Annotated in this window: 21 protein-coding genes; 6 read left to right on the forward strand and 15 right to left on the reverse strand. The window is 62.7% G+C overall.

Features of this window, described 5'->3' with window-relative positions; all coding sequences use genetic code 11:
* Nucleotides 1-40: 40 nt before the first annotated feature.
* From mraY to BM151_RS08035, 10 genes are all read right to left on the reverse strand, one after another.
* Entirely contained in the window at nt 41-1,123 is a 1,083-nt protein-coding gene (gene mraY, locus BM151_RS07990) for a phospho-N-acetylmuramoyl-pentapeptide-transferase (protein WP_090059809.1), read from the reverse strand.
* Nucleotides 1,124-1,132: 9 nt separating this feature from the next.
* A complete protein-coding gene (locus tag BM151_RS07995; protein WP_090059811.1) occupies nt 1,133-2,539 on the reverse strand; it encodes a UDP-N-acetylmuramoyl-tripeptide--D-alanyl-D-alanine ligase in 1,407 nt (468 codons plus the stop codon).
* Nucleotides 2,536-4,008 carry a UDP-N-acetylmuramoyl-L-alanyl-D-glutamate--2,6-diaminopimelate ligase gene (locus tag BM151_RS08000; protein WP_090059813.1) on the reverse strand — a complete coding sequence of 491 codons (1,473 nt, stop codon included), beginning with the start codon at nt 4,006-4,008 and terminating at the stop codon, nt 2,536-2,538. Before BM151_RS08000 ends, BM151_RS07995 begins: the two co-directional genes overlap by 4 nt.
* Before the next feature lie 26 nt (nt 4,009-4,034).
* Complete coding sequence (locus BM151_RS08005; protein ID WP_090059815.1) at nt 4,035-5,837, reverse strand: peptidoglycan D,D-transpeptidase FtsI family protein; 1,803 nt, start codon at nt 5,835-5,837, stop codon at nt 4,035-4,037.
* A complete protein-coding gene (gene ftsL / locus BM151_RS08010; RefSeq protein ID WP_090059817.1) occupies nt 5,834-6,190 on the reverse strand; it encodes a cell division protein FtsL in 357 nt (118 codons plus the stop codon). The genes BM151_RS08005 and ftsL overlap by 4 nt, the downstream gene beginning before the upstream one ends.
* A gap of 2 nt (nt 6,191-6,192) precedes the next feature.
* Entirely contained in the window at nt 6,193-7,200 is a 1,008-nt protein-coding gene (gene rsmH / locus BM151_RS08015; RefSeq protein WP_245781142.1) for a 16S rRNA (cytosine(1402)-N(4))-methyltransferase RsmH, read from the reverse strand.
* The gene (gene mraZ / locus BM151_RS08020; RefSeq protein WP_167600304.1) at nt 7,184-7,675 is read right to left on the reverse strand and encodes a division/cell wall cluster transcriptional repressor MraZ; all 492 of its coding nucleotides are present in this window, start codon (nt 7,673-7,675) and stop codon (nt 7,184-7,186) included. The genes rsmH and mraZ overlap by 17 nt, the downstream gene beginning before the upstream one ends.
* Before the next feature lie 818 nt (nt 7,676-8,493).
* Complete coding sequence (locus BM151_RS08025; RefSeq protein ID WP_090059824.1) at nt 8,494-10,107, reverse strand: BCCT family transporter; 1,614 nt, start codon at nt 10,105-10,107, stop codon at nt 8,494-8,496.
* Between the two features lie 90 nt (nt 10,108-10,197).
* Nucleotides 10,198-10,614 carry a universal stress protein gene (locus BM151_RS08030; RefSeq protein ID WP_090059826.1) on the reverse strand — a complete coding sequence of 139 codons (417 nt, stop codon included), beginning with the start codon at nt 10,612-10,614 and terminating at the stop codon, nt 10,198-10,200.
* 262 nt (nt 10,615-10,876) lie between these two features.
* Complete coding sequence (locus BM151_RS08035) at nt 10,877-11,971, reverse strand: Mrp/NBP35 family ATP-binding protein (RefSeq protein ID WP_090059827.1); 1,095 nt, start codon at nt 11,969-11,971, stop codon at nt 10,877-10,879.
* 382 nt (nt 11,972-12,353) lie between these two features.
* On the opposite strand from BM151_RS08035, the gene BM151_RS08040 reads away from it, so the two are divergent.
* Nucleotides 12,354-12,566: a DUF1127 domain-containing protein gene (locus tag BM151_RS08040; protein WP_090059829.1), complete on the forward strand. Its 213-nt coding sequence runs from the start codon at nt 12,354-12,356 to the stop codon at nt 12,564-12,566.
* A gap of 718 nt (nt 12,567-13,284) precedes the next feature.
* Here the strand turns inward: BM151_RS08040 and BM151_RS08045 are convergent.
* Entirely contained in the window at nt 13,285-14,007 is a 723-nt protein-coding gene (locus BM151_RS08045) for a M48 family metalloprotease (protein ID WP_245781143.1), read from the reverse strand.
* 126 nt (nt 14,008-14,133) lie between these two features.
* On the opposite strand from BM151_RS08045, the gene BM151_RS08050 reads away from it, so the two are divergent.
* The gene (locus BM151_RS08050; protein WP_090059833.1) at nt 14,134-14,379 is read left to right on the forward strand and encodes a hypothetical protein; all 246 of its coding nucleotides are present in this window, start codon (nt 14,134-14,136) and stop codon (nt 14,377-14,379) included.
* 12 nt (nt 14,380-14,391) lie between these two features.
* Here BM151_RS08050 and BM151_RS08055 read toward each other — a convergent pair whose 3' ends face one another.
* Nucleotides 14,392-14,655 carry a DUF167 domain-containing protein gene (locus BM151_RS08055; RefSeq protein ID WP_090059835.1) on the reverse strand — a complete coding sequence of 88 codons (264 nt, stop codon included), beginning with the start codon at nt 14,653-14,655 and terminating at the stop codon, nt 14,392-14,394.
* A gap of 79 nt (nt 14,656-14,734) precedes the next feature.
* Between BM151_RS08055 and BM151_RS08060 the strand changes: the two genes are divergently transcribed.
* Together BM151_RS08060 and BM151_RS08065 are read left to right on the forward strand one after the other, a co-directional pair.
* On the forward strand, nt 14,735-15,313 hold the full coding sequence (locus BM151_RS08060; RefSeq protein ID WP_090059837.1) for a nitroreductase family protein: 579 nt from the start codon (nt 14,735-14,737) through the stop codon (nt 15,311-15,313).
* Complete coding sequence (locus BM151_RS08065) at nt 15,298-16,005, forward strand: EI24 domain-containing protein (protein ID WP_245781144.1); 708 nt, start codon at nt 15,298-15,300, stop codon at nt 16,003-16,005. Before BM151_RS08060 ends, BM151_RS08065 begins: the two co-directional genes overlap by 16 nt.
* A gap of 76 nt (nt 16,006-16,081) precedes the next feature.
* On the opposite strand, the gene BM151_RS08070 is transcribed toward BM151_RS08065, so the two are convergent.
* From BM151_RS08070 to BM151_RS08080, 3 genes are all read right to left on the reverse strand, one after another.
* Complete coding sequence (locus tag BM151_RS08070) at nt 16,082-17,239, reverse strand: Hint domain-containing protein (RefSeq protein WP_090059839.1); 1,158 nt, start codon at nt 17,237-17,239, stop codon at nt 16,082-16,084.
* Between the two features lie 135 nt (nt 17,240-17,374).
* The gene (locus BM151_RS08075; protein WP_090060125.1) at nt 17,375-19,873 is read right to left on the reverse strand and encodes an ATP-dependent helicase; all 2,499 of its coding nucleotides are present in this window, start codon (nt 19,871-19,873) and stop codon (nt 17,375-17,377) included.
* Nucleotides 19,874-20,243: 370 nt separating this feature from the next.
* On the reverse strand, nt 20,244-20,876 hold the full coding sequence (locus tag BM151_RS08080; protein ID WP_090059841.1) for a MarR family winged helix-turn-helix transcriptional regulator: 633 nt from the start codon (nt 20,874-20,876) through the stop codon (nt 20,244-20,246).
* 170 nt (nt 20,877-21,046) lie between these two features.
* On the opposite strand from BM151_RS08080, the gene BM151_RS08085 reads away from it, so the two are divergent.
* Nucleotides 21,047-22,603 (forward strand): MDR family MFS transporter, encoded by a 1,557-nt coding sequence (locus BM151_RS08085; protein WP_245781145.1) that lies wholly within the window; start codon nt 21,047-21,049, stop codon nt 22,601-22,603.
* A gap of 268 nt (nt 22,604-22,871) precedes the next feature.
* Nucleotides 22,872-26,315, forward strand: coding sequence for a pyruvate carboxylase (locus BM151_RS08090; protein WP_090059845.1), 3,444 nt, complete (start codon nt 22,872-22,874; stop codon nt 26,313-26,315).
* The last annotated feature ends 70 nt before the right edge of the window (nt 26,316-26,385 follow it).

A 26,385-nucleotide genomic window follows, 5' to 3' on the forward strand; every position in this document is an offset into this window, starting at 1 on the left:
TTTCAGAACGTTCGTGTTCGCGCTGCGCGAAAAACCGAGTTTACCGCAGTTTCAGCGTCGCCAGACCAATGAGCGCCAGCACCAGCGAGATGATCCAGAAGCGGATCACGATGGTCGGTTCCGACCAGCCCTTTTTCTCGTAATGGTGATGGATCGGCGCCATCAGGAAGACGCGCTTGCCGGTGCGCTTGAAATAGGCCACCTGGATGATCACCGAGAGCGCTTCGACCACGAAGAGCCCGCCGACGATGGCAAGCACGATCTCGTGTTTGGTGGCCACGGCGATGGCGCCCAGCGAGCCGCCCAGAGCGAGCGAGCCGGTGTCGCCCATGAAGACGGCCGCCGGCGGGGCATTGTACCACAGAAAGCCGAGGCCACCGCCAATGAGCGCGGCGGTGAACACAAGGATTTCGCCGGTCCCCGGCACGTAATGCAGGCCGAGATATTCGGTAAAGTCGACCCGACCGACGACATAGGCAATGGCGCCCAGCGTGCCGGAGGCGATCATCACCGGCATGATCGCCAGACCATCGAGCCCGTCGGTGAGGTTCACCGCATTGGCCGCGCCGACGATGACAATCATCGCAAAAGGGATGAAGAAGAAGGACATGTTGAACAGCACATCCTTGAACACCGGCAGGGCGAGCGTATAGGACAGCTCATCGGGATGCACCATCGAGGCCCAGAGAGAGGCGATGAAAGCGATCACGAAGCCAAGCGCGAGACGCACCCGGCTCGACACGCCTTTTGTATTCGATTTCGAGACCTTGGCATAATCGTCGGCAAAACCGATGAGACCATAGCCAAAGGTCACGAACATCACGATCCAGACATAGGGGTTGTCGAGCCGCGCCCAGAGAAGCGTCGAGACCAGAAGCGCGGTGAGAATGAGCAACCCGCCCATGGTCGGCGTGCCGGCCTTGGCGAAATGCGTCTCCGGACCATCGTCGCGGATCGGTTGGCCCTTGCCCTGACGGCGGCGCAACATGTCGATCAGCGGACGCCCAAAGATCATCGCGAAAATCAGCGCGGTGAAAAACGCCCCGCCCGAGCGCATGGTGATATAGCGAAACAGGTTGAACAGGTCGCCCCCGTCCGAGAGGCCCGAAATCCAATACAACATGTGCTCAACTCACCCTTTCATTTCTTCCGGCTGGCCTTGTCCCAATTTGCGCAGCGCGTCAACCAGAAGGCTGACTTTCGAGCCTTTCGAGCCTTTGATCAGGACGACATCGCCGGGGCCGACGAGACCCGTCAGCGCGTCGCGCGCGGTCTGGGCGGTTTCGAACCATTGCCCGCGCCGGGCGTCCGGCAGGACCTCATGGAGCCCGCGCATCAGCGGACCGACACAATGCACCGCATCCAGGGCGGCAAACCACGGCAGCGCCGCGAGCCCGACGTGGATGGCCTCTTCCTGTTCCCCCAGCTCGAGCATATCGCCGAGGATGGCGATGCGTCGACCGGACACGCCCGGCTGGGCCTTGGCCAGCACTTCGAGCGCCGCGCCCATCGAGGTCGGGTTGGCATTGAACGCGTCATCGATCAGCTCGATCGTCCCGCCCCCCGGCAGGCTGAGGCTCTCGCGGGCACCACGGCCCGCCGGCGGCTGCCAGAGCGCCAGATCCGCAGCGGCTTTCTCGAGATCCGCGCCCAGGGCATGGGCGACGGCAAGACAGCCGACCGCATTGGTGGCAAAATGCCGCCCCGCGGTGGAAAGCGCGAAATCGAGATGGTCTGTATCGACCGTGGCCGTGCCGCGCGTGGTGCCATCGTCCAGTTCGACCGACATCAGCCGCGCCGCGCAGAGCGCATCCTCGCCGAAACGGATGGTTTCACCGGACCAGGCCCGGCTCAGAATGTCGATCACCTCGAGATCGCCATTGATCACCGCCACGCCGCCGGGCTCGAGCCCGTCAAAGATGGCGGCTTTCTCGCGGGCGATGCCTTCGAGGCTTTCAAAGGCCGCCATATGCGCCGGGGCGACGGTGGTGATCATCGCCACATGCGGCCGCGCGAGCCGCGCCAGCGGTGCGATCTCGCCCGGGTTGCTCATGCCGATCTCGATCACCGCAAAATCCGTGTCGGCGGGCATGCGGGCGAGCGTCAGCGGCACGCCCCAATGGTTGTTATAACTGGCTTCGGCGGCATGACATTTGCCCTGCCCCGAGAGGATCGCGCGCAACATCTCCTTGGTCGAGGTCTTGCCGACCGAACCGGTGACACCGATGATCTTGCCTTTGACCCGGGCCCGGGCGGCGGCGCCCAAACGCCCGAGTGCCGGCAGCACCTCGTCGACGATCAGCAGCGGCGCATCTTCGGCGACACCTTCGGGAATATGCGACACCAGCGCAGCGGCGGCGCCTTTCTCCAGCGCCTGCGCCACGAAATCATGACCGTCGCGGACATCTTTCAGGGCAACGAACAGATCACCCGGCTGAATGCTCCGCGTGTCGATGGAAACGCCGGTGATCTCGAAATCCTGCGTTGCGCGACCACCCGTAGCCTGTGCCGCGTCTTGCGCGCTCCAAAGGACAGTCACAGCGCGCCATCCAGTGCAGCGACCGCCAGAGAGGCCTGTTCCACATCGTCGAACGGATAGGTGTTGTCACCAATCACCTGACCGCTCTCATGGCCCTTGCCACAGATCAACAGCGCGTCGCCCGCCTGCAACGCATCGACACCTCTGAGGATCGCCTCGGCGCGGTCGCCGACTTCCATCGCCTCGGGCGCACCGGCCAGAACTTCGGCCCGGATCGCGCCCGGATCTTCGGAGCGCGGATTGTCATCGGTGACGATCACCAGGTCGGCATGCTCGGCGGCGGCCTGCCCCATCAGTGGGCGTTTGGTGGTGTCGCGATCCCCGCCGGCGCCGACGATGGCAATGATCCGGCCCATGACATGCGGGCGCAACGCCGCAATCGCGGTGGCCACCGCATCGGGCGTATGGGCATAATCCACGAACACCGTGGCCCCATTGTCACGCGTCGCCGCGTGCTGCATCCGGCCACGCACGCCCGTAAGCTCGGGCAGGCAGGAGAAGACTTCCTCGGGATCGGCACCGCAGGCCATGACGAGTCCTGCGGCAGACATCACGTTCTCGGCCTGAAACCCGCCGATGAGATCGAGCCGGAGCTGATAGATATTGCCGACGAAATCGATGCGCAGATCCTGACCCGTGGCGTCAAAGCGCTGTCCGACGATGCGCAGATCGGCGGCATCGGACCGACCGACGCACATCACATCCATGCCCCGCTCGGCGCAGAGCCCTTCGAGTTCCATGCCCTTGGCATCGTCGATATTGATCACCGCCACGCCATCCTCGGGCAGAACCCGGGTGAACAGCCCCGCCTTGGCGGCGAAATAGGCCTCGAACGTGGCGTGATAATCGAGATGGTCCTGGGTGAAATTGGTGAACGCGGCCGCAGAAAGTCGCACCCCGTCGAGACGGCGTTGCGCCAGCCCGTGCGAGCTGGCTTCCATCGCGCCATGGCTGACCCCGGATTTCGCGGCCTCGGAGAGCATGCGATGCAGGGTGATCGGCTCCGGCGTGGTATGCGGGCTCGGCGCCTGCCAGTCGCCCTCGACCCCGGTGGTGCCGATATTGATCGCCTTGGCGCCCAGAAGCTGCCAGACCTGACGCGTAAACGTGGCGACCGAGGTCTTGCCGTTGGTGCCGGTGACGGCGACCATGACATCGGGTTGCGCGCCGAAAAACAGCGCCGCCGTGTAGGCCAGTGCCTGACGCGGGTCTTCGGCGATCACCAGAGCCGGATCGTATTCGGCGAGGGCCTCGGCGGCAATCTTTACGCCTTCGCGGTCGGTCAGAACCGCCTTTGCCCCGAGCTCGAGCGCCTTGCGGACGAATTCCGCCCCGTGCAGGCGCGCACCCGGCAGGGCAGCAAAGAGATGACCGCTCTCGGTCAGGCGACTGTCGACGGAAAGCCCCGTGATCTGCTCATCGCGCCCGCCCTGCGCGGTCAATCCCAGCTCCGATAGAGATTTCAACATGCCCGCGCCTTCTTTCGGTGATTTGCTTACTCGTTCGAGCTCAGTTTTATCGCAGCTTGAGAGGGAGTTTCAATCGCGGGTCTGAGACCGAGCAGCGGCGCGGTGCGACGGATCACCTCGGCGGCCACCGGCACGGCGGTCCAGCCGGCGGTGCGGCGCGGTCGCGCCCCGGTGGTCTCCACCGCCTCGTCGAGCGTCACGATCAGCACGTATTTCGGATCATTGGCCGGGAAGACCGCGGCAAAGGTGTTGATCGTCTTGTCATCATAATAGCCGCCGGTGGGTTTCGGCTTGTCGGCCGTGCCGGTCTTGCCGCCGATATTGTAGCCCGGAACCTCGGCGAAGGAGGCGGTGCCCGCGGGATCGGAGACCACCTCGCGCAACATCTTGCGCGCCGCCGCAGAGACCGCTTCGCTGACGATGCGCTCGCCTTTCGGCTGGGTGCCCCGATGTCTGATCAGCGTCGGTTCGACCCGCGTGCCGCCGTTCAACAGCGACGAATAGGCGGTGGCGAGGTGCAAGGGCGAGGCGGAGAGGCCGTGACCGAAACCGATGGTCAGCGTCGAAAGCTCCGACCAATGTTCCGGCAAAAGCGGACGGGCCGACCGGGCCTCCGAGAGCTCGACCGGGGTCGGCTCGAAAAAGCCCAGAGATTTCAAGAAGCTCTGTTGCCGTTCCACGCCGATCTGCTGGGCGATATGCGCCGTCGCCACGTTCGAGGATTTGACGATCATCCCGGACAGGCTGAGCTGTGGCCCGTAATTATGACCTTCGAATTCGCCGATCGTGTATTTGCCCCAGCGGAACGGCGGGGTGGCCGGAATGAGGGTCGAGGGTGTCGCGATCCCCAGCTCCATCGCCTGAGCCGCGGCAAAGATCTTGAAGGTCGAGCCGAGCTCATAGACCCCCTGCACCGCCCGGTTGAACCGCGGATTGTCAGCCGGGTCCTTGCCGGTAAAGGCGCCGGGGCGCGAGTTCGGATCGAAATCCGGCAGCGAGACCATGGAAATGATCTCGCCGGTGTCGACATCCATCATCACTGCGGCGGCACCGCGCGCATCCAACATGCGCATGCCGCCATAGAGCACTTCGCGTACCGTGGTTTGCACGGTGAGATCGAGCGAGAGCTGCAGCGGCTTGTCGCCATTGGCAGGATCGCGCAGATAGTCGTCGCGGGCCTTCTCGATGCCGGACTGACCGACGATTTCGGCGCTCATCACACCTTCGCGACCAAACTTTGTCCCGCCCAGAATATGCGCGGCCAGCTTGCCATTCGGGTAGAGCCGCTCTTCGCGCGGCCCGAACAACAGCCCCGGTTCGCCGATGTCATGCACGGCCTGCTGTTGCTCCGGGGCAATTTTCCTCTTGATCCAGAGGAATTTGCGCGTGCCGGTGAAATCCCGGATCAGACGGTCGTGATCGAGATCGGGGAAGATGCGCACCAGCTCGTCGGCGGCATGCACCGGATCGATCATCTCCTGTGGCTGGGCATAGAGCGAATTGGTCACCCGGTTGGTGGCCAGAATGCGCCCGTTGCGGTCAACGATATCGGCACGCTGCGCCAGGATCGGCGTCGACGAAGCTTCGGCACGGGGTTCCTCGGGCACGGTGGCGGAGACCTGCCCCATGCGGGCGCCAACGAGCACGAAGGCGGAGACGAAACACAACCCCAGAACCAAGAGCCGCCCCTCGGCTCTGAGCCGGGAGCGATCGCGCATTTCCTCGTGACGCAGACGCAGGTTTTCGCGTTCGATGGCGTCGGGGTTCTCGCCCTTCTGCCGGGCTTCCAGAATACGGGCCAGCGGCCGGAGCGGGGTGCGCATCGTCATGGCTGCCCGGCCTCCTGTGTGCCGACCACACCGGTGACATCGGTCAGCTGCGACAACAGATCATCCTCGACCGGAAAAGCCACCTGATCGACCCGGCCATATTGCTCCGGCTGAAACGGCAGCAGGCCAAGCCGGTCGAAATTGATCTCGGCCAGCTCCCGGAGCCGGTCGGGCCGGTTCAGATAGGCCCATTCGGCCTTGAGAACCGCCAGCTCCTCGCGCTGATGGCCGATCTCGCGTTGTATCTGGCTGACATCTTTCAGCACCGCCTGGGTGGCATAGTTTTCCTGATAGGCCCAGACGCCAAGCGCCATCACCACCAGACTGGCCACGATCATATAGAACCCACGCATCTTTACTCTCGCCTCAATACAGGTTTCGGCAGTCGCATCGCCGCACGATCCACGGGGAGCGCCTCCGCCGTGGTGCGTCTGCCGACCCGAAGCCGCGCAGACCGCGCCCGCGGGTTCGCCTCCAATTCGTCCTCATCGGGACCGATCGCCTTGGAGAGCTGCTCGAAACCGGGTGTTTTCACCTCTTGTTCGGGAGCATAGCGCGAGCCGCCACCGCCCGTCGAGGCCCTTTCCTGGAAGAAGCGCTTCACCACCCGGTCCTCTAGCGAGTGAAAACTCACCACCGCCAGTTGCCCGCCCGGCCTGAGCGCCCGCTCGGCGGCCTCGAGCCCCTTGATCAGCTCGCCAAACTCGTCGTTCACCGCGATGCGGATAGCCTGAAAGGTGCGGGTCGCCGGATGGCTCTGGCCCGGTTTCTTGCGCGGCAAGAGCCGCTCGACCAGCCCCGCCAATTGCAGCGTGGTGGTGAACGGTGCCTTCTCCACCCGATCCTTGACGATGGCGCGGGCGATTTTGCGCGACTGGCGCTCTTCACCATAATGAAACAGCACATCGGCGATTTCGGCCTCATCCGCCGTATTGATGAAATCCGCCGCCGACATGCCGTCCTGCGACATGCGCATGTCCAGAGGACCGTCTTTCATGAAGGAAAAGCCACGTTCGGCCTGATCGAGCTGCATCGAGGAGACGCCGAGATCGAGCACGACCCCGTCGAGATCGGAGGCGTATTCGTCCAGACGCGAGAATGTGCCCAGCACCAGATCGATCTTGCCGGCATAGGGCGGCTCGTTGATCCAGGCTTCGGCCATCTGATGCGCCAGCGGGTCGCGATCGACGCCGGTGACGTGATCCGCGCCTTCGGCGATCAATCCTTTGGTATAGCCACCCGCCCCGAAGGTCCCGTCGAGCCAGCGGCCGGTGATCGGCGCGCATTCGCGCAACAGCGGGTTCAGCAGGACCGGAATGTGAGGTTTATCGACATCCGAGGCCATCTCAGACCTCCAGATCATCCAGAAGGCTCAGGGGATCGAAATCCTCGCCCTGCTCTTCCAGCCACTTGTCGGAGATCGCCGCATCGACCGCCTCATGGGTCTCCGGCTTCCAGATCTCGAAGGTTTCGCCCATGCCGGCGAAATAGGCCACGCCGTCGAGATCGATCTTGTCGCGCAACGGCTGCGGCAGGACCAAACGGCCATCATTGTCGACCTCGGTCGGGCGGGCACGGTTGAGGATCATGCGCTCCATGATCTTGCGCTTTTCCGAGCCGCGCGGCAGGCGCGCGATGTCAGCGGCAAGCGCCCGGTAGCCCTCATAGGTATGGACGATCAACTGTTTCTGTTTGTCGTGGCCATAGACGATGACCATGCGGGGACGACCGGTTTCCGCGGCCAGAGGATCGCCAAGCTCGAGTTCACGACGAAAATCGGCAGGGATCGACACGCGTCCCTTTCCGTCCACCTTGAAGGTGTGTTCGCCGATGAACATGCCAACCAAGTGGCGGCTCCTTTACTGTCCCTGCCCCGCCGCCTGTTCACAAACTGCGAGGCCTTTTTAAGCGAAACGGCGGATCGAGCTGCTGCCACTGCTCAATCCGCCGCTCTCGTCCCGATGTTACGGGCTGTCCGGACTGCGCGCGCCACCTGGGGGGATGTCTGCTCGCTCGCGCGCCGGATCTCTTTGTTCTGGTGAGTGTGGGTGCCTGTATGAACCTGACTAAGGTCTTTGTTCGCGGTCTTTGATGCGCCGCTCATCTCCATCTCACCGGATGGAAACAAATTGCCATGGGATTTCATGGTAATCAATGGATTTATTCTCCACAGGCTATTTCGGAGCGCTGAGATAGCTCGAATTATTAAGGTATTTCTGAAAAATTTTGACCTTAATCACCACATATAGACGCGATATATAAAATGTAACCAAATGTACGAGAGCAAAGCCCGCCCCTCATTAACCAAAAAAATTTCCACAGGTGTGGAAGAAATCCACAAATCCACCGAGTTATCCACAGACTCGTGATTCGTTCGTGAGGATATCCTGCGGCGCGAGGCCCGCCTTACCCATGAATTCCCAGATTTCCCATGAAGTCCCATAAGGCTCCCTTCCATGGTGTCCAGTCACGGCCGCGTCACCTGTGCCATGAAATCCCAGCCCGCCTCCCGGCCCCGGTTCACCCGCCCCGGCCCGGCAAAAAATCGGCCCGGCATGAAATCGGCCCGGCATGAAAAAAGGGGCCCGAAGGCCCCTTTTCTCGTTCGCTTTTCCAGCCAGGTCGTCATCCTCATCCAGAGGTGAGACCCCGGCGGTCATTTCGGCTCGCTGCGCAGGCCCTGCCATGTGGCATAGCAGGCCAGAAGCAGCACGATGGTAAAGGGAAAGCCGGTCGAAACCGCCATCGCCTGCAACGCCCCGAGGCCACCGCCCAGCAGCAGCGCGATGGCAACGAGCCCTTCGAAACTGGCCCAGAACACGCGTTGCGGCACCGGGGCGTCGACCTTGCCGCCTGCGGTGATCGTGTCGATCACCAGCGACCCGGAGTCGGACGAGGTGACGAAGAACACCACGACCAGAACGATCGCGATCAGCGAGGTGATGGATTTCAGCGGCAGCGCCTCGAGCATGGCAAAGAGCTTGAGCTCGAGCGCGGCATCGGTCACCGCCGTGTAGCCGTCATTGACGATCTGGCTGATCGCCGTGCCGCCAAAGGCGGTCATCCACAGCACAGACACGAGCATCGGCACGATCAGCACGGCCACAAGGAATTCGCGCACGGTGCGACCGCGGGAGACCCGGGCGATGAACATGCCGACGAACGGCGACCAGGAAATCCACCAGGCCCAATAGAAGGCGGTCCAGCCCTGACGGAAATTGTCATCCGCACGCCCGAAGGGATTGGACAGGGCCGGCAGCTCGACCACATAGGCTTTCAGATTGGTGAAGAACCCGGTCAGGATCGCCATGGTCGGGCCAACGATGATCACGAAGATCAGCAGGAGCGCGGCGAGCGCCATGTTGATCTCGGACAGGCGTTTCACCCCGGCATCCAAGCCCGCCACCACGGAGAGCAGGGCAAACCCTGTGATCAGCGCAATCAGCAGCACCTTGGAGACATCGTTGACCGGCACACCGAACAGGTGGTTGAGCCCGGCATTGGCCTGCTCCGCCCCGAAGCCCAACGAGGTCGCCAGGCCGAAAAGCGTCGCGAACACCGCCATGATATCGATGATATGGCCGGGCCAGCCCCAGACGCGCTCGCCGAAAATCGGGTAGAACACCGAGCGCACCGTGAGCGGCAACCCCTTGTTGAAGGAGAACAGCGCCAGCGAGAGCGCCACCACGGCATAGATCGCCCAAGGGTGCAGCGCCCAGTGGAAAATCGTTGCCGCCATGCCGAGATGGCGTGCGGCCTCTGCATCGCCCGGCGCACCGGCCAGCGGCGCCCAGCTTTCGGGCGCACCGGCGTTCTCGGCGAAAGAGGACGAGAAATGCGAGATCGGCTCGGACACGCCGTAGAACATCAGACCGATGCCCATGCCGGCGGCGAACAGCATCGCGAACCAGCCGCTATAAGAATAGTCCGGGCTCGCTTCCTGGCCGCCGATCCGCACCTTGCCATAGGGCGAAACGATCAGGAACAGGCAGAAGATCACGAAGATATTGCCGGCCAGCAGGAAGAACCAGTCGAAGGTTGCGGTCAGCCAGTTGCGCAGGTCGGTAAAGAGCGCACCGGCCTGTTCCTGAAACGCCAGCGTCGCCAGCACGAAGATCACGATCGAGAGGCCGGAGACCAGAAAGACCGGGTTATGGATATCGAGCCCGAAAGGCCCGACCGTTGTGGTGATATTGTCCTGACCGATCTCATACTCTGTGTCGATCAGGGCGGCGTCGCCCTCCGGGGCGGGAATGCCGTCGTCACTCATGGGAATACTCCTCAAAAATTGGATGTCATCTCGAACCGCGCGGAAATCCCGCCCCGAGAGGGGTGGAACATCGGCCACGGTTGCGGCGGCTCAGCCGCGCACGAGAAAGACGGATGCGTCGGTATGGGTTGCCAGCTTGCCGCCATGAGACGGCCAGAAATGATCCGCAACATTGGGAACATGGGTGGCCATGACCACCAGATCGGCGCCACACTCGGCAATCACCTTGGACAGTGATTTTTCGAGATCGACGGCCGGATCATGACTGACGACGGCGCGGGTTTCGGCTTCGAACCCGTGCAGCTTGCTCTGACCCAGAGCAAACTCGGCCAGATGTTTCGCATATTCTTGTGGATTATGCCCCAGAGATCCGGGGGTGGCGGCGGTGACGCCGACATAGACAACGGCGGCCTTGTAATGCAGAGCGAGATCTGCCGCCGTCTCAAGTGCGCTGGACAGGTTGTCCTTATGTGCGAGGTCCACAGGGACCACGATTTTCTTAAACATATCGTCCTTTCGGGGAATGTATACGCGGGCTTGCCGGCCCGTCGGTTTCCTTTCACGAAAACGCTGCGCCCTGAAGATGGCTCAGGGCCAAGCGAGAGAGTTGAAACGCAATGGCAAGATGCCTTTCACAGTCTTCACGATAATGAGAGCGTAAAGATTCTGCAAATTCTTGAGATTTCACGCAAAACGCGCGCCCTCCCGGACGCGCGTTTCAACCTGCATCACCGGCCGCATACCGGTCGGGGCGTCACGCCCCGCCGGCTCAGGCGACCCCGAGCATGACCAGCGATCGCGCCAGATTGGCATAGGGCGCGGCGAGCGGGCTGTCGGTGGCAGCGATCGGCGTGCCCTCGTCACCGGCAATCCGGGCTTCGAGCGCCAGGGGAAGCTGCGCCAGCAGCGGCACATCCATTTTCTTGGCCTCATCGGCGACGCCGCCATGACCGAAAATATGCGCCTCATGGCCGCAATTCGGACAGGTATAGGTCGACATATTCTCGATCAGGCCCAGCACCGGCACGTTCAGCTTTTCGAACATGGAAATGCCGCGGCGCGCATCGATCAACGCCACGTCCTGCGGCGTCGAGACCACCAGCGCACCGGTCAGCTCGGTCTTTTGCCCGAGTGTGAGCTGCACATCGCCGGTGCCCGGCGGCATGTCGATCAGCAGCACGTCGAGCTCGCCCCAGGCCACCTGCCCGAGCATCTGCTGCATCGCGCCCATCAGCATCGGCCCGCGCCAGACCACGGCCTCGCCATCCGGGATCATCAAGCCGATCGACATCAATGTGACCCCATGGGCGTGCAACGGTTCGATGGTCTGACCGTCCGGCGAAGCGGGCCGCTTGTTCACGCCCATCATCCGCGGCTGGCTCGGCCCGTAGATATCGGCGTCAAGAAGCCCGACCTTGCGGCCCTGTTTCGCCAGCGCCACGGCAAGGTTGGCCGAGACGGTGGATTTGCCCACGCCGCCCTTGCCGGATGCGATGGCAATAATGTGTTTCACCCCCGGCACGCCCTGCTTGCCCTGTTGCGGCGTCGGATGACGGCCGATCTTCAAGGAAGGCGGCTCGCCCCCCGCCGCGGCGGGTTTCGGGGTGGAGCCAGCTGGCCCATGGGCGGTGGTCACGATGGAAACCTTGCTGACGCCCTCGAGCGCCAGAAGAATCGTCCGGGCCTTTTCCTCGACCGGACCGAGGCTCTGCGCCAGGACGGAATCGGGGGCTTCGAGCACGAAACTGACCTCGCCGTTGCCAATTCGCAACGCCCGAACCAGGTCCGCATCGACCAAAGACTGGCCATTCGGCAGGATCACGGCGCTCAGAGCCTTCATAATAGTGTCATGTGTTGCGGACATAGGTTCCCCTTTTCACCGGCCTGTTCACAGGCCTTCACATCGCGGTATGGCCTTCGAAATAGGGGGATTCCTGACCTTTTTCCACTCCGCAATCGCATATCGGCCCCATATCCGGCGGGGGGCGCAACGGGATCACACACAAAATCTTGAAAATAGGTCAGTAAGACACATGCATTTTCTGCATAGCGGCAATGCTGACAGGGAGGATTGTGCAATCGCAGCAATTCCCCAATATTAGTTTCAACAACAGCAGCCAAGGCTTGCACCTTTGACCGCCACTAGGTGGTACGCCCGAAACGGGATGCGGCAGACGCCCGAAGGATCAAGGCACGGCTCGACACGCGGACCCCGGTCCGAACGCATACTAAGGTTAAAAAGTCAGATGGCTTACGCAAACGACATCCAAAGTGCCGCCCCGGCATCCGCTTCCTTCGGCGGCCTGTTCAAATCCCTGGCCGAGCGCGTTGCGCGCTACCGGGTGTACCGGGAAACCACGCTGGAACTTTCCGGCCTGAGCGATCGCGATCTCGCTGATCTCGGCCTGTCCCGCGCGTCGATCAAAGCCATCGCGTATGAGGCCGCTTACGGCCAGTAAAGAATAGACATCACGGCCTCCTCCTCCTCCCTGAGGCCCTGATACCAGCGGCAACACCGTCCTCCTCCCTGGTGTTGCCGCTACAGATACCGGAATTCGGGGTCCCTTCCTCCTCCCTTGGGCCCTGAAGACCAGAGCGGCGATGCGTCCTCCTCCCTGCATCGCCGCACCAATACCGGGGCTCTTCCCTTTGTCTGGGCCCCTCGAAATGCGGTCTTCCTCTCCTCCTCCCTGGGAGGCCGTGACTGAAGGCGGCGGTGTCTTCCTCCTCCCTGACACCGCCGCATTTCTTTTCTGATACGGGTCTCTTCCTCCCTTCGGACCCGACAATGAGACGCTCGCACCCCCTCCTCCTCCCTGGGTGCGGGCGTCTTTTTTATTTGGGAGGGGACGATGCCTTCCGGGACAACTGAGCCGGAAACCGCTCGGCAGCGCATGAGGCCCCGCAAGGTCCCGCTTGAGCATCGGACAGAACTTCACGCAAACAAACATCCTGCAAACGACCCCGTGCCAAACCGCCGGAACGGCGGATGACCCGCGGCAGGCCATCAGTTCACCGCACAGATGGGATCTTCTGGCATCTCCGGCCGGTCTCTTCGGCCCGCGAAGGCGGCGTGCTCAGAGACATGCTCGGGGCAAGATTTCGGGGAAACCACAGAGCCCTCAGGCAGGGAGCAGAAACGAGGACAGACAGGGAGGGGCAAACACGCCCTTGCCGTCAAAGCGTTGCCATGGTCCGCCGCACCGTTTCGATCCGCTGCGCATTGGGCGGGTGCGAGCCCAGGAAACGATCGCCGGGGTCGGCGATACGGGTGAAATAGGCCGCGCCGCGCACCGGATTGTAGCCAGCGCGATAGGCGATCACCGTGCCGAGCTGGTCGGCCTCGAGCTCATAGTTTTTCGAATAGGTGCGTGCGCCGACAGTGGCGCCAAAATCCTGCGCCGCGTCGACCGCCGAGGCATCGCCGCCCATCGCCGCCACCAGCACCCCGCCCAACAGCGCGCCGGTCAGCGCGGTTTGCTGGGTGCGCTCGAGATGGCCGGCGATGTGATGCGCCGCCTCATGCCCCATGACAAAGGCGAGCTCATCGACATTCTCGACATCCGCGATCAGCGCAACGGTAAAGGTCAGCACAGGCCGGCCAGTGTCATCGATCATCTGCCAGGCATTGGCTGGCGCCTTCGGGTCACTTTCGACCACGATCTTGAAATCGCAATTGGCGCCCGGCAGCTGTTGGCGACAGGTCCGCTCGGCCACCGGTTCGACCCGAGCCACGACCGCGGCGAAATCTCTCACAGTGACATGTTTGCCCGAGGCACGCGACACGGGGGCGCTGGCCGGAGCGACCGGCGCCGGGGTTGGGCGCACCGTGGAAGTGGTTTCGACACAGGCAGAGAGCAGCCCGGCAAGGGTCAGAAAAACAACGGCATGTCGGCGCAATTGGCGATCTCCTGTCAGGGCCTGCCCTGCCAAAATAGGGCCTTCGCAGAGACTATTCCAGTCACATGTCCGAGCGCCCGTATCTGGCGGCTTGCTTTTGCCGCTCCGCAGGTGCAGCATCGTCCCATGTTTACCATCGAACACGATTTCGACGCCACCGTGGTGACTCTTGTGGATGAGGGGGAAGCTCCCCTCCTGGAAGACGTGATCATTTCCGCCTTTGCCGAATGCGTGACCGTCGAACAGCACGATCCGCGCACCGACCGGGTGCATAAAATCACCTTTTCGCTGCAACAGCTGCGCGATCTCGGCGCGGCGCTTGATCTGCCCGAAGGCGCCTATCGGCTGACCCCGCTGGACGACGAGGATTAGGCTCAGCGGCGTTCACCCGACGCGAAAGACCTTGTCGCGCGAGGTTTCGCCGCGCACCAGCGTGAGCGCGGATTTCGGACGGCCCATGGCTTTTGCCAGCAGTTTCACCACATCTTTCGTCGCCTTGCCGGCCTCCGGCACGGTGGTGACATAGACCCGCACCTGCCCGTCCTCGATCCTGATCGCGTTGCGTGAGGCTTTCGGCGTCACCCGCACGGCGAGGTGATCGCCTTCGATGGCGGCCTCGAGCGCGGCTTTCAATTCGTCCTTATCCATGCCCTCCTTATAGCGAGACGGTTGAATTTGCCCAGCAAAAGGACGACATGGAAGGAAACGCACAGGACAAAGGCCCGACATGCCCGATCTGAACCAAGCCGCTCTCGATTTCCTGCTGACCCGCCGGTCCCGCCCCGCCAAGACGCTCAGCGCCCCCTACCCTGACCGGGCAGCGCTGCTGCCGATCCTGACCGCCGCGGCCCGAACACCGGATCACGGCAAGCTCGAGCCTTGGCGCTTCATCGTGTTGCAAAAGCCGGCCCTGACCCGGCTGGCGGATCTCGTGGCACCGCTGGGCGAAACGCTCGGCGAAGCACCAGAGAAGATCGAGAAGGTCAAGCGCCAGTATCTCGACTCGGGGCTCGCGGTGGCGGTGGTGTTCTCGCCCAAGGAGAGCGAAAAAGTGCCGCAGATCGAACAGCTCTATTCCACCGGTGCGGTCTGCCTGTCGCTTCTGAACGCAGCGCTGGCCGCCGGCTGGGGCGCCAACTGGCTCTCCGGCTGGGTGTCGCACGAGCGCGCGTTTTGCGAACAGGGGCTCGGTCTCGCAGCACATGAGAGCATCGCCGGGCTGATCCATATCGGCACGGAGACGATTGCCCCGCCGGAGCGGCCGCGCCCGGATCTCGGCGAGATCGTGACATGGGTGAACGCCTGATGTTCGGTGATTTTGCCAAGGCCATCGGTCAATTGGGCGACAAGCGCTTTCAATCGGTGCTGCTGAAAGGGCTCGGGCTCACGGTCGCGCTTCTCGTGGCGATCTATCTCGTTTTCGTCTGGGTGATCGGGGTCTTTGTCCCCGACACGTTCACCCTGCCGCTGATCGGTCAGATCACCTGGGTCGACAACGCGCTCTCGATCGGCTCGTTTTTCCTGATGATCGGACTCTCCGTGTTCCTGATGGTGCCGGTGGCCTCGGCCTTTACCGGCATCTTCCTCGAAGAGGTCGCGGAAGCGGTCGAGGACCGGCATTACCCCGGACTGCCCGAGGTGCCGCGCCAGTCATTGATGGATATCGTCATGGATTCGCTCGGGTTTCTCGGCGTCATTGTCGCCGCCAACCTCGTCGCCCTGGTGATCTACCTGATCCTCTCGCCCGCGGCCCCGGTGATCTTCTGGGGGTTGAATGGCTTTTTGCTCGGCCGCGAATATTTCCAGATGGTGGCCATGCGACGTCTGGGGCGCGAGGGGGCGAAAGCTGCACGCAAACGCCATATGCCACAGATCTGGCTGGCCGGTGCGCTGATGGCGGTGCCCTTGTCCGTCCCACTGGTCAATCTGCTCATTCCGGTGCTGGGCGCGGCCACGTTCACCCATCTGTTCATGCGACTCGAGGGCGGGCGAAGCTGAGGCGCGACGGCAGGTGTGACCGGGCGCTCTCCCGCCCCCGGAACACGACGGTCGCAACACCGCCTGAGCCGTGTTCTCAGGCCCCTGTGTCGATCAAGGAGACAAAGGCCGGCAGGCCCTTGAGCCCCGGCGCATCGAGATATTTACCGGGATCGAGATGATAAGGCCGCGCATGTTTGCGACCCCGCCTCAGGAACATCGCGGGCTTTCTCTCGGGGACCCCCGCCACCCGATGCAACAGCCGCTGCCCCTCGCGCGGCGACAGAAGCGGCCGCGCCGGTTCCTGTGCCTTTGTGTCGGAAAACAGCGACAGAAAACATTCGAGCGACCCCGCCTCGGCACCGTAAGCGCTCTCGCGCGCCAGCGGGGCCAAAACATCGCGGGCCACCTGGCCGAGATAGAGGCTTTCGCAGGCCACGCCCTGGCTGAACACCATATCATGCTCGGCGAGCAGCAGATGCACATAGGAGATCCAGTCCCGGGGGCGCAGCCGCACCGCGTGTCCATCGACGAAAGCCACGGCCGGGATCAGCACCTGCGGCCCATATGTGTCCGCCATCTCTTCGGGTATCTCGAAGAGCAGGCGATGCTGTTGGCTGAGCACCAAAGGCGCGTCATTGCCGAGGCTGCCGGGCGCGAAGACCACCGGCGCATGCCGCCCCCAGCCGCGCACCCGCCGAGCGGCGCACCATGTCACCTCCTGCGCCCCGTGATCGAGCGTCATCACCCGGTCACCGGGGCGGATCTCACCGGCGGCACGCGCGCCCTCGGGCGTTTCGATCGGCATCGAGGCCTCGAAACAGACCGCCTGATAGGTGGTCGAGGCATCCTGATCGCTGTTGTAGAACTGCGGCGGCTCGCCACCACTGAAATTGTTCCAGTACCAGCTCTCGAGATCGAATTCCGGGGTCCAGACGATTTGAGTCAGATCGCCGTTGCTGTCCAGCCCCTCGAACACCACGGCATAGCCCGTATCACCGCCATAATCGATATAGTCGGAGCGCACCACGGTGGCGTTCTGGATCGTGTCGCCGCCCTGACCGGTAAAGCTCAGCGTATAGGTGTCACCGGGGGAAAAGATATAAGGGCTGTCGTCGCCTGGTTGCGATTCGATCACGAGGCCCGAGGTCGACGCCGGCGGATAGTCAAAGGTCGACGTGCCGGGTCCCGAATTCACATTCGAGCCGGTCGATGCCGCAAATTGGCTATCGAGAGCGTTGATCGTAATGGTCATTCGAAAATGATCCCAGGTGAGGTTTCCCGCACCTTAGGCCGGAGTGGTTAACACCCTCCAAATATGGCCAAATATGGGATTATTTATTTCGCGGCGCTCTCTCTCGGTACAACGCGACCTCCTTCAGACCGTCCTTCAGAACGGCACATCACCGGCCTGATCCGCCGGCATCACGAAGCCCGCCACAAGCTTCTTCGTGCCCGAATGATCGAACTCGATGGAGAGCTTGTCGCCCTCGATCTCCATCACCTCGCCATAGCCGAATTTCTTGTGAAACACCCGGTCGCCGATGGTGAAGCTGCTGGTCGCCTTGGCATTGATGGTGATCGGCGGTTTCGGCGAAGCATTGCGCTGCGCACGCTCCTGCATGCGTTTCCAGCCCGGCGAATTGTAGACATCGGCCTTGGCGGCCCGGCGTTCGAAGGTCGACGGGCTCTCCGCCATCGTCATGGACCCGCCGTAGCGCCCAGCCCCATGTCCGGCCATGTGCCCCGCCATATGACCGGCCTGCCCGCCCAGTCCCGACGGCGCGGTGACATCGACATCCTCGGGCGACAGCTCATCGATGAAACGCGACGCGAGTTGCGATTGCCACTGGCCATAGACCCGGCGATTGGCGGCAAAGGAAATCGTGCAAAGCTCCTCGGCGCGGGTGATGCCGACATAGGCCAGCCGCCGCTCTTCCTCGAGCCCCTTGACGCCGCTCTCATCCATCGAGCGCTGCGAGGGGAACAGCCCCTCTTCCCAGCCCGGCAGGAAGACCACGGGAAATTCGAGCCCCTTGGCGCCATGCAGCGTCATGATGGTGACCTTCTCGCCGTCATTGCCGCTGTCATTGTCCATGATCAGCGCGACATGCTCCAGAAAACCCGCGAGGTTTTCGAACTGTTCCAGCGCCTTGACCAATTCCTTGAGGTTCTCCAAACGCCCCGGCGCCTCCGGGTTTTTGTCATTCTGCCACATCGTGGTGTAGCCGGATTCGTCGAGGATCCGCTCCGCCAGCTCGATATGACCGATCTCGGCAGGATCATAGGCGACATCTTCGACGAGCGCGTCCTCATCCTCGACGCCATAGCGGATCTGCTGCACGTTCAGCGAGGTCCAGCGGTCGAGATCGGCGAGCAACTGCGCCACGCCGGACTTGGCCTTGCCCTTCAAAAGCCCGTCCGCCACCGCGATCCGCGCGCCCTCGACGAGATTCACCCCGTTGGAGCGCGCCGCGACCTGAATGTCCTGCAGTGCCTTGTCGCCGACGCCGCGTTTCGGCGTGTTGATGATGCGCTCGAATGCCAGATCGTCATCCGGCTGACAGACCACGCGGAAATAGGCCATGGCATCGCGGATCTCCATCCGCTCGTAGAACCGTGGCCCGCCGATCACCCGATACGGCAGGCTGATCGACAGGAACCGATCCTCGAAAGCCCGCATCTGATGCGAGGCCCGCACCAGAATCGCCATGTCATCAAGGGAATATTGCCGAAGCCGGGCCCGTGTGCCGCCATGCATCGCCTCGATTTCCTCACCGACCCAGCGCGCTTCCTCTTCGCCATCCCAATGGCCGACGAGGCGCACCTTTTCGCCCTCGGTCTCGGCGGTCCAGAGATCCTTGCCGAGACGGTCCTTATTGCCCGCGATCACCGAGGAGGCGGCGGCGAGAATATGCGGTGTAGAGCGGTAATTCTGTTCCAGACGGACAACCTTCGCGCCCGGAAAATCACGTTCGAACCGCAGGATATTGCCCACTTCCGCCCCGCGCCAGCCGTAGATCGACTGATCGTCATCGCCAACACAGCAGATATTTTTGTGCCCACCGGCCAGCAGCCGCAACCACAGGTATTGCGCCACGTTGGTGTCCTGATACTCGTCCACCAGGATGTATTTGAACCAGCGCTGATACTGTTCCAGCAGATCGCCGTGTTTCTGGAAAATCGTCACCATGTGGAGCAGCAGATCGCCGAAATCGACGGCGTTGAGCGTCTTCAACCGCTCCTGATATTGGGCGTAGAGCTTGACCCCCAGCCCGTTGAACTCGGCCCCCTCGCCCGCCGACACATGGCCCGGGGTCAGCGCCCGGTTCTTCCAGCTGTCGATCATCCCGGCCAATTGCCGCGCTGGCCAGCGCTTCTCGTCGATGCCGGCGGCATTGATCAGCTGTTTCAACAGCCGGATCTGGTCATCCGTGTCGAGAATGGTGAAATTCGATTTCAGATCCACCAGTTCGGCATGACGCCGCAGCAGCTTGACACAGACCGAGTGAAAGGTCCCGAGCCAGGGCATGCCCTCGATCTGATGACCCATGAGCGCGGCCACACGGTCCTTCATCTCGCGCGCGGCCTTGTTGGTGAAGGTCACGGCAAGGATCTCGTTCGGGCGTGCCCGGCCGGTATTGAGCAGATGCGCGATACGGGCGGTGAGCGCCTTGGTCTTGCCCGTGCCCGCGCCGGCGAGCATCAGGACCGGCCCATCGAGGGTTTCGACCGCTTCGCGCTGCGCCGGGTTCAGGCTGTCGAGATAGGAGGTGTCCGGTGCGCCCAGCGCGGATTCCCGCGCCCCCTGCATCGCCAGTTGCGACAGGGAAAGGGACTGCGGCGCGGCGGCCGCCTCGAAGGCGTCATCTTCATTGAAACTGCTCATGGGGGCAGGATACAGAAGTGACGCAGCGAGGGAAAGCACGTTCTGCAATTGTTCTCGCATCAAAATGGCCTCACGCAGTCTCGAAAACCCTCGGACTACGGGCGTCCGCCCAACTGCGCCCGGCACCAAGCCGATCAACGTCTCGGGCCCTCGCCCCCGCCATTCGCGTCCTCTGGGGCAGCCTGTCCGCCCTGCGGGACTTTCCTGCCATTCGGACGTTGAGCAATCGGAGCGCTTGCGCCAGCCCGCCGAGACGGGTCAAGCCAGAGGCATGCTTTCAGCATGGCCGCACGCCCGGGCAACTGCGTTGCTGTTCCGGGCGGGTGCGCTACGTTCAAACCTCCCCAAATGGCTCTCTCCGCCCCTCGGACTACTCCGCCTTGCCCGGCTCCGACACGGTGGCCAGCGCGCCCGAGACATAGCGTGCAAACAAGCGGGAGAAATCTGCAATATCCTCGCCCGACCAACCGTCGAAGATCTGCGCCATCAGCCGCCATTTCGACAGGGTGAAGGCCCCGAGGAAGTCCCTGGCCTTGGGGGTGATCACCAGCACGGATTTGCGCGCGTCCTCCTGCACCGCCTGCCGGGCGACATAGCCACGCGTCACCAGTTCGGAAACGATGCGCGAGGCGCGCGAAGGATCGACCGCCATGACCTCGGCCACCATACCGATGGTCGGCGCCTCCGGACGGCCTCGCCCGATCCCGGCCGAGATTTGTGCCACCGACAGCAAGCCCTGCAGGATTGCGGGCTCGAGCGTCTCGGACATGCCGGCGAGCACCTTGCCCTTGAATTCGCCCTTCTCGGCCATGCGGCGCCATTGGAACATAGTGAGATCCAGCGCCAGAAGCGCCTCGACCGCCTCGGCGGAAAAGCCTTCGCCGACAAGGAAATCCGGCACGCCCGCGTGGACCCGCGGATCATGCGACGCCTTGGTCACAGGCCGGGTATCCGCGTCAGAGGCGGCGTCGGAGACAGGTTTGGAACGGTCATGCGAATTCATATGCCGGATGTCTCATGTAAATGTGCGAATGTCAATTATGTGATACTAACATTTATGTGCTATTGACATATATGTGGGTTTAGCGCTACCTCCGGCTCAAACGCCCCATTGCGAGCCGGCCAGAACCAGGACCGCGCCCAGACCAGGGCCTCAGGAGTTTCCGTATTTCCATGTCACAAATGTCTCCCTCCACCCCGGCCAGCGCCACTTCAGCCCCAGCACCGGACCGCGCCGATACAGAAGCGCATCCCCATAAGGAACATGGTTCCGTCCGTCTGGTGATCGCCTCTGTCGCGGTACTTTTGCTTTTGGCCTCGCTCGATCAAACCATCGTCTCCACCGCGCTTCCGACCATCGTCGCCGATCTCGGCGGGCTCGAGCACCTGTCCTGGGTGGTCACCGCCTATATTCTCGCCTCCACCGTGGTGGCGCCGCTCTATGGCAAGCTCGGCGATCTCTATGGCCGACGCAATGTGGTGATCGTCTCGGTCACGCTGTTCCTCTTCGGCTCGGTGCTTTGCGGTCTTTCCGGCTCGATGGGATTTCTGATCATGGCCCGGGCGCTGCAGGGGCTTGGCGGCGGCGGGTTGTTCGTCCTGGCGCTGTCGATCATCGGCGATGTGATCCCGCCGAAAGAACGTGGCAAGATCCAGGGCGTCTTTGCCGGGGTCTTTGGCCTTTCCTCGGTGGCCGGACCGCTCTTGGGCGGCTGGTTCGTCGATGCGCTGTCCTGGCACTGGATCTTCTTCATCAACCTGCCGGTCGGCGCGCTGGCGCTCTCGGGCTTTGTCTTCGGCTTCAAACCGCGCGGTGTCCGCACCCAGCACAAGATCGACTACCCCGGTGCGCTGACCCTGAGCCTGACGCTGTCGTCGCTGGTGCTTCTGACCGCTTTGGGCGGCAAGGAATTCGGCCTCACCGACCCGATCGGGCTCGGGCTGATGGCCCTGTTCGTGATGGCTCTGGTCAGCTTCGTGCGGATCGAGGGCAAGGCCTCCGAGCCGATCCTGCCGATCACCCTGTTCAAGATGAACATCTTTGCCGTCACCACGGTGATTTCCTTCATTTCCGGCGCGCTGATGTTCGGCACGCTGACCTTCATCCCGATGTTCCTGCAACTGGCCAAGGGCGCCAGCGCGACGCAATCGGGTCTCCAGCTCATCCCGATGACCTTCGGCATCCTCCTGTCCTCGACAATCGCCGGGCAATATATGGGCCGGACCGGACGCTACCGGGTCCTGCCGATGATCGGGCTGTCGCTGGCCTCCGTGTCGCTTCTGTCCCTGAGCCGCCTGTCGCCCGAAATGCCGTCCTGGCAGATCTGGCTGTCGCTCGCGGGCATGGGCGCCGGCATGGGCTGTATCTTCCCGGTGGTTACCACCGCCGTGCAAAACGCCGTGGAGCGGCATCAGATCGGCACTGCGACCGCGGCCGGGCTGATGTTCCGACAGGTCGGGGCCTCGATTGCCGTGGCGCTGTTCGGCGCATTGTTTGCCGCCCGCATGGCTCGGCTGATGGGAGAAGCGCATGTCGAGGGGCTCTCCAATGTCGCGGAGCTCGGGCCGCAGATCCTCGCCACCCTGCCCGAAGACACCAAGGCGCTGATCGCCGAGACGATTTCCACCGCGCTGCACCCGATCTACTGGATCGCCGCGGGGCTGGCGCTGGCCGGGCTGATGCTCTCTTTCTTCCTGCGGGAAATTCCACTGCGTTCGCGCGAAAGTTGAGCACGGACCACAGCTTAATCGCCGAGACGACACAGGTGATTCCCCCCACAGCACGTTTTGCAAACCGATCCGCACGTCAAAAATTGATTTGCTAAAATCATGAGTTTTGGGTGCAAATTTGCAAATTGTCCCGCCAAAACAGCGGCTCCCGCCGAAATCCTCCGCGCGGTCGCTTGCCGAAACGATATTCCGGGGTTTTGGGGATTTACTGCACCGCAGAAATCCCTAACCTGATGAAAAAAGCAGCAAGGTAAGGGGAACTTGTGCCATGGCCGACTTCAAGAAAGTCCTGATCGCCAACCGGGGGGAGATCGCGATCCGCGTCATGCGCGCGGCGAACGAACTGGGGAAACGGACCGTCGCGATCTATGCCGAAGAGGATAAGCTCTCTTTGCACCGTTTCAAAGCGGATGAGGCCTATAAGATCGGCGAAGGCATGGGCCCGGTGGCCGCCTATCTGTCGATCGAGGAGATCATCCGGGTCGCGAAACTGTCGGGCGCCGATGCGATCCATCCGGGCTACGGGCTGTTGTCCGAGAACCCTGACTTCGTCGACGCCTGCACCGCAGCCGGTATCACCTTTATCGGCCCGAAGGCCAAGACCATGCGGCAATTGGGCGACAAGGCCTCGGCCCGCAAGGTGGCGATCGAGGCCGGCGTGCCGGTCATTCCCGCGACCGAGGTTCTGGGCGACGATTTCGACGCGATCCGCAAGGAAGCCGCCGAAATCGGCTTCCCGCTGATGCTGAAAGCCTCCTGGGGCGGCGGCGGGCGCGGCATGCGTCCGATCATGAATGCCGAGGAGCTCGAGGAAAAGGTCAAGGAAGGCCGGCGCGAAGCCGAGGCCGCCTTTGGCAATGGCGAGGGCTATCTTGAGAAGATGATCACCAAGGCGCGTCACGTCGAGGTGCAGATCCTCGGCGACAGCCATGGCAATATCTACCACCTCTACGAGCGCGACTGTTCGGTACAGCGCCGCAACCAGAAAGTGGTCGAACGCGCCCCTGCCCCCTTCCTGTCCTCGGCCCAGCGCGAGGAGCTGTGTTCCCTGGGCAAGCGGATCTGTGAATTCGTGAATTACGAATGCGCCGGCACGGTCGAATTCCTGATGGATATGGAGACCGGCAAATTCTACTTCATCGAGGTGAACCCGCGGGTGCAGGTCGAGCACACGGTGACCGAGGAAGTCACCGGCATCGACATTGTGCGCGCCCAGATCCTGATTGCCGAGGGCAAGGCGCTGGTCGAAGCCACCGGTGTGGCCTCGCAATATGATGTGAAGCTCGACGGCCATGCGCTGCAGACCCGCGTCACCACCGAAGACCCGTCGAACAACTTCATCCCGGATTATGGCCGGATCACCACCTATCGTTCGGCGACCGGCATGGGCATCCGCCTCGACGGCGGCACGGCCTATTCCGGCGCGGTGATCACACGCTACTATGACTCGCTGCTCACGAAAGTGACCGCCTGGGCGCGCACGCCCGAGGCGGCGATCAAACGCATGGACCGGGCGCTTCGCGAATTCCGTATCCGCGGGGTTCAGACCAATATTGCCTTCGTCGAGAACCTGCTGAAACACCCGACCTTCCTGTCCAATGAATACACCACGAAATTCATCGACACGACGCCGGAACTGTTTGATTTCAAACCGCGCCGCGACCGGGCGACCAAGCTTCTGACCTATCTCGGCGACATCTCGGTAAACGGCCATCCGGAGACCATCGGACGCGCCAAGCCCAAGGCGGATGCGCCCCGGGCGATTGCGCCGAAACTGCGCGGGGAGACCCCTGCCATGGGCACGCGTCAGCTCCTGGAAGAGCAAGGCGCCAAGGCGGTGGCCGACTGGATGCTCGACCAGGAAAAACTCCTGATCACCGACACGACGATGCGCGACGGGCACCAGTCGCTTCTGGCGACCCGGATGCGCTCCATCGACATGGTCAATGCCGCGGCCTCTTACGCGCATAACCTGCCCGGCCTGTTCTCGGTCGAATGCTGGGGCGGCGCCACTTTCGATGTGGCGTATCGCTTCCTGCAGGAATGCCCCTGGCAGCGCCTGCGCGACATTCGCGAGCGCATGCCCAACATCATGACGCAAATGCTGCTGCGCGCCTCGAACGGCGTCGGCTACACCAATTATCCGGACAATGTGGTCCAGAGCTTCGTGAAACAGGCGGCCGAAACCGGCGTCGACGTGTTCCGCGTCTTCGACAGTCTCAACTGGGTCGAGAACATGCGCGTCGCCATGGATGCGGTGATCGAGAGCGGCAAGGTCTGCGAAGGCACGATCTGCTACACCGGCGATCTCCTGGACCCGACGCGTCCGAAATACACGCTCGACTATTACGTCAAAATGGCGAAAGAGCTCGAGGCCGCCGGCGCCCATGTCCTTGGCCTCAAGGACATGGCGGGCCTGTTGAAACCGACGCAGGCCGGCATGCTGGTCAAGGCGCTCAAAGAAGAGGTCGGGTTGCCGATCCATTTCCACACCCATGACACCTCGGGCGCGGCGATCGCGACCGTTCTGGCCGCGGCCGAGGCCGGGGTCGACGCGGTGGATGCGGCGATGGATGCGCTTTCGGGCAACACCTCTCAGCCGACGCTGGGCTCCATCGTCGAGGCACTCAGGTTCAACGACCGCAATACCGGGCTCGACGTGAGCGCAATCCGCGAGATGTCGAATTACTGGGAAGCGGTGCGGGCGCAATATGCCGCCTTTGAATCGAGCCTGCAGGCCCCGGCCTCCGAAGTCTATCTGCATGAGATGCCGGGTGGTCAATTCACCAACCTGAAGGCACAGGCGCGCTCGCTCGGGCTCGAAGAGCGCTGGCACGAGGTGGCCCAGGCCTATGCCGATGTGAACATGATGTTCGGCGATATCGTCAAGGTGACGCCTTCCTCCAAGGTGGTCGGCGACATGGCGCTGATGATGGTGTCGCAAGGCCTCAGCCGTGCCGAGGTCGAAGATCCGAAGGTCGATGTCAGCTTCCCGGATTCGGTGATCGACATGATGCGCGGCAACCTCGGCCAGCCGCCGGGCGGTTTCCCCGACACGATCGTCAAGAAAGTGCTGGGCAAGGAGAAACCCAATCTGGAACGCCCGGGCAAACATCTCGAGCCGGTCGATCTCGAGGCGACCCGCGCCGAGCTCTGTGCCAAGTTCGATTGCGACATGATCGATGACGAGGATCTCAACGGCTACCTGATGTATCCGAAGGTCTTCTCCGATTACATGGAGCGGCACGAGCAATACGGCCCGGTGCGGACGCTGCCGACCAAGAACTTTTTCTACGGCATGCAGGAGGGCGAGGAGCTCTCCGCCACGATCGATCCCGGTGTGACGCTGGAGATCCGCTGTCAGGCGATTTCCGAACCGAACGAGGCGGGTGAGGTGAAGCTGTTCTTCGAGCTTAATGGTCAGCCGCGCACCGTGCGCATCAAAGACCGCTCGGCCGCCTCCTCCGTCGTCGCCAACGTCAAGGCGGATGCCGGCAACCCGAAACACATCGGCGCACCAATGCCCGGCGTGGTCGCCACCGTGGTGGTCGCAGCCGGTCAGGCGGTGAAAAAGGGCGATGTGCTCCTGACCATCGAAGCGATGAAGATGGAGACCTCGATCACCTCGGATCAGGACGGCACGGTCAAGGCGGTGCATATCGCCCCGGGCGCCCAAATCGACGCCAAGGACCTGCTGGTCGAGTTCGAGTAACCGACCGGTGACCGGACTGGAAAACACGAAAGCCCCGCTCAGGCGGGGCTTTTTATTGGCAGCCATATCG

The sequence above is a fragment of the Celeribacter neptunius genome (assembly GCF_900113955.1).
Taxonomy (GTDB): domain Bacteria; phylum Pseudomonadota; class Alphaproteobacteria; order Rhodobacterales; family Rhodobacteraceae; genus Celeribacter; species Celeribacter neptunius.